The sequence below is a fragment of the Rubritalea sp. genome, assembly GCF_039830215.1.
Classification (GTDB): Bacteria; Verrucomicrobiota; Verrucomicrobiia; order Verrucomicrobiales; family Akkermansiaceae; genus Rubritalea.
In genome coordinates this window covers 1-4936 of record NZ_JBDOPO010000055.1, presented here as the reverse complement: position 1 = coordinate 4936, position 4936 = coordinate 1, and the positions used below count along the sequence as shown (strand labels likewise).

Below are 4936 nucleotides of genomic sequence, written 5' to 3'. Positions count from 1 at the left end.
TGTCCTGGGTAAGTTCACCGGCATCGATACGTTCTCGGACCTCAAAGGTCTCAAATGGACCTAACTTTTCCTCGTTTACTAACAACCAAACTTTCATTTTTTCTCTACATTAGAGGCTTCTAAGTGAACGAGCGGCATCCGCACGCGAGGCCATCCAGGCTGGAGCATAGGCTGCAAGCGAGCATAAGACAAAGGCGCCTATACAGACACAGAGCATTTCGTTCGAATTAATTTCATAGGGCAGATCTCCTCCGTAAAATGCTTTTGAGAAAGGATCGAAGCCTAGATTCCTCATACCGTCTTGAATCACCGATAGATTTGTTAGAACCAACAAACTTAACCCCACTCCAGTGACTGAGCCCACAAGCCCCACGATAACTCCCTGCAAAGCGAAGACATTCGTCACTTGAGCTGGAGTTGCCCCTAAGGCTTTCATCACGCCGATCTCACGCTTTTTCTGTAGTGTCACAGTGAACATCACCGCACCAATAGAAAACACTGCGATCAAGGTTATGAACGACAGAGCTAGAGTCATCATGAAGCTCTGCATACTGATCATTCCAAATTGTTGTTTGTACTCTTCCATCCATGTGACAGGAATCCATCCATCTGGAACCACTGCTACTAACTCTTCTTCGAGCACTGAAGCTGCTAAGTATGGATCTTTCAAACGAAGGGCCACACCGTTCACTCCTCCTGTGGTTCCCACACCAGCGAGTTCTTGAGCAAGATGCAGAGGCACTAGCAAGGGTGGACCAGGCGCGAATCGATCTGTACGGTAAACGCCAGCCACTCTGATTTCTTTTGGCAAGGCCAAGTCATTCAACTGGAGTTCTTCTTCTTGGTCGAGAGCATCAATATCAATCGACTTTAACTCATCGAACGAGCTATTCAGCTCAACTAGGCGCCCAGTTGGGTAGTAATTATAGTCGTCATCGAAATCATCAGACTTCGTCAGTTCAAAAATTGCTTCAACGATATCTCGCTCACCTTGTCGGAGATTTTCATAGCCTAACTGCGTGAGGAAATCACGGAACTCTATAATGTCTTGATACAAGATCTGCTCCTTACCACCCAGCGTAGTCCAGCGCGTTTTTAGCCACTCACGCACCTCAGTGAATCGTTCACTAAATTGCGAGTAAACCGAAGGAGACCCTTTTCTTTCTAGCAAGGGCTTAAGCTGCTTGATGTTTCTATTGGAAATAACTTCCAATACATCGCCCACCGAAATCCTATTTTCTTCTGCAAAAATGGAAGAAATCACCGCAACTTCGCTGGTTCCACCTATGGAATCTTGGTCAGAAACAAAGCCCATACCGATGGATACGTCCCCTTCTTCTTCCAGCTTTTTGAGATCCTTCATCGTGTCTGGGTCTTCGGTATCAATGCCGCGCATCACCACCGGAATCACGCTGCCGTAAATATCCACGATCACAAAATCTCGAACTAAAGGATACGCGCTCACCACACTAGGTAGTTCTTCTATTTTAGACTCAAGCGTCCGCCATTGTTCTTCAGCTGAAACAACCTCACCCTCCTCATTAGGCATATCCCAAGGTTGGTTTCGCATCACGGTGATATGTGGTGCCTCTCCCAAGACTCGATCTTTCACCATATTCTCAAATCCTGACATCACTGACATCACGACCAACAAGACCATCACCCCTAGTGCCACACCAGCCAGTGAGATCAATGTGATTACCGAAACATGTGTCCGTAACGGATTTAGGTAGCGCAAGGCTAGGAGCAAACTAAAATTCTTTGTGAAAATAACAACAGGTGGGTTGGATTACGGCGGTAAAACTCGCATCTCATCACGCAATGTCCAACGCAAAATCGGCAGGTTACCTGTCGCTTACTTGCCTATTCGCCCCAACTCACCTTGGAGTTCAGAGAATAAAGAGACTTCCCCATTTTTTCTCTCCAGAGTCAAGGCGCCCAATCGCCGTAAAGTATACGCATTTGCTCCCTCATTCGCCTCACGGTCATTACCACTAACGACCCATTTCGCTCCTACTTTTTCTATAAAATCCTTCCCCACTTGCTCGTCCCCCTCATGATTACCTATCACGAGAACATCAGCGCCCACGTCCACGTTGTTTTCTAACACCCATTGCTCAAACTTGTAGCCAGAATCCGAAATAAATAAAACGCGCAAACCTAACCAGTGCAGTCGCAGCACCAAGCATCTATCGTCCGCTAGACCCACTGAGAGATTTGCCGCATAAACCACCTCTATCCAACTATCATCATCCAAAGGTAAACGGGCACCTATTTGCGTTTCACTCACTCTCACTCCGGCCGCTTCAAGACATCTCACAGACTCCTTAAACCCGCTACTCATCGCGCTGCGCTCAGGAATAACGCATTGCTTGAGTTTAGCCATCTCGAGTAATTGTTCCACACCACCACAATGCTGGCTATCAGCATGACTTAGAATCAGGCTATCCACTCTAGCTCCATTTTGGCTCAAGCTAGGAAACACCTCACGACCAAAACTCCTTGCACTACCGACATCTAGCATCGCCCCACCACCAACTCCTAAGTAAACCGATGCTCCACCATCGGGAAGAGCATAGATAACTACTCTTTCCCCATTCTTCCACGCCCGCGCTACCACATGCCCACCAGGAATGAGTGCGGCGCGGCTAACAATAGATTTAGAGCTTCGTGCCAAGTGCCCATTCCATTGGTTCACACCCACTCCGAGCGGCAACCACGCGAAACCTAACACTAAGGAAACTCCGGAGCTGATCAAGGTGCAATAGAGCAGTAGTACCAAGGGTAAACTAACAAAGATGGAAATAGGAGCGAGCAAACGAAAATGCATCCACGTCAGTGGTGACGACCCACACCAAGCACAGCTCGCTACCACCAACGCTCCCTGTACTTTTCTCCTCACTCGCAAATTCCATTCTTGCCAACGCGTGTACAAACTGCGCGGCAAAAATGGATCTACGTAGCTAAACCAATGGAAGCATCTCGTCACCAATCCACCCAACAATACTATCGCCACTAACACTCCAAAGGACAACTGAAATCCAGGTTGGAAAAGCATATGGCCGTCCGACATTAGTGCCACTATAACGCCAACAGCCACGCTGTTAGCTAGCACAATCTTCCGCTGTACCAACCAAGCACTCAACAACACAGCCCCCATCACCGAAGCACGCATGGCTGGAGGCCTCATTCCTGTCACCATGGCGTAAAAGAACATCACTCCTATCACACATGGCACCCATACTCGCCTTCCACAGCCGAATACTTTCAGCAAAACCGCCACCATACTTCCAACCATCATCACATGGAGACCACTCACGGCAAACACATGGATCGCCCCGCTATGCCGGAAATCAGCCAATAAGTCTGTGCTATTCTCAGGTCTTATACCAAGTGTCATGGCCCGAATTATTTTGGATTCATCGCCATCGGGATCAAGCCCAACCGTCAACCTCTGACTCAATCCATCACGTACGGAGTGAGCCGCTCTTTGGACCAGAAATCTTGAGGAGATTTCATCAACCACTTCACATTTTCGAGAGACTAGCACCCCTGCCACCCCCATTCTATGAAGCCATTGCCGTTCATCAAAAACCTGTGGATTCAGCGGAGTAACCGGCTCAATCATACGGCCACTGAGCTTTAAACGCTGGCCCAATTTCCAATCCGCATCACGCTCCTGCAGCCATACACGTAATTTCACTTTGGGATCACTCACGGACACGACAAGGGCCTTCCCCCTCTCCACCTCAGATACTAACCACACATCCCCAGACCACCAACTACCATAGCCCTCAACCAGGGCCTCTTGCTCTCTCAGTTGGGCTGAATGATGAAACCCGGCAATGCAGCCAAAAATAACACACACCAGGCTAATCCCCTTACGACTCCATAGACCTAAAAGTACTACTACTAAAAATAATAATGCCGACCACCACGAAGGTTGGTCAGCATAAAGTACTGCAGCAATGACAGCTATGGCGGGAGCGGCCAGTGGACATCTGGCTAGTTGATTTTCAAGCAAGCGAAAGCCGCTCATTTTAGAGCGCTCCCAGCTCTCTTAATTGGTGTGTGGCATTGGCCGAATGCCGCGTCTCAGGAAAAATAGTACACACTTGCTGCAGGATTTGTACTGCTGCGTCTCGGTTATCCATATTCTTTAAATGCACTTCGGAAATACGGAACATGAAAAAAGCGGCATCATCTACTTCCCACTCACGCCCATCCAACGCTTCGGTCAACATAGCTAACGCTCCTTCTGAATCTTCTAACTGATTCGTCTGAATTTTTGCCATTTCAGCCCATGCCAAACGATTGTGAGAGTCCTCTGTCACTACCTGACGCAAGGATTCAACAGCTCCAACGTAGTCACCTTGGGCCTGCAGAGCCCGAGATTCCCTCATCGCATCATCTGTCTGAGCCACGCCGCCTGGATCACTAAACATCAAGCGGGCTATCCCATCAGAGATAGCTGGAAGCAGAAAGATCAGGAAAAGTAATCCTGCATAAAGCCCCGCAAATACAGTGACTGCTAGACGAAAGAAAATATCATCATCTGACGAAGTCTCGTAGACGTAGTTCACAAGAAATGCGACCCCCACACCGACTGTCCCGAGTATTATTGGCTTAACCATAGATGAATTTTGCGAAGAAAGAAACAATAACCTAACACGTTTGACCAGTCTGTAGCAAGCACCAAGACTCAACACATAGTATTGCTCCGCGAAAAAAATGGAGGAGGCTAACCGTCAAACAACTGGTCTCTCTCGCAGTCACTAATTAGACGCCATTCTCCCACTTTAAGGTCAGACGCCTCGAAGTTTCCTATTTTATGGCGAATCAAACGTAGGGTTGGGAAACCTACTTTTGCGGTCATGCGCCTCACCTGTCGGTTCTTACCTTCGGTTAGCTCTAGGCTTAGCCATGACGAGCGGCC

3 protein-coding genes and 1 pseudogene are annotated in these 4936 nt (G+C 48.2%); all 4 read right to left on the bottom strand.

Going from position 1 to position 4936, the window contains the following annotated elements; all coding sequences use genetic code 11:
* Positions 1–109: 109 nt before the first annotated feature.
* Positions 110–1750: an FtsX-like permease family protein gene (locus ABGY95_RS01470; protein WP_347439902.1), complete on the bottom strand. Its 1641-nt coding sequence runs from the start codon at positions 1748–1750 to the stop codon at positions 110–112.
* A 105-nt stretch (positions 1751–1855) separates the two neighbouring features.
* Positions 1856–4039, bottom strand: coding sequence for a ComEC/Rec2 family competence protein (locus ABGY95_RS01465; protein ID WP_347439901.1), 2184 nt, complete (start codon positions 4037–4039; stop codon positions 1856–1858).
* A gap of 1 nt (position 4040) precedes the next feature.
* Positions 4041–4634: a tetratricopeptide repeat protein gene (locus tag ABGY95_RS01460; RefSeq protein WP_347439900.1), complete on the bottom strand. Its 594-nt coding sequence runs from the start codon at positions 4632–4634 to the stop codon at positions 4041–4043.
* Between the two features lie 107 nt (positions 4635–4741).
* Positions 4742–4936 (bottom strand): annotated as a pseudogene (locus ABGY95_RS01455) (pseudouridine synthase); the annotation flags it as partial.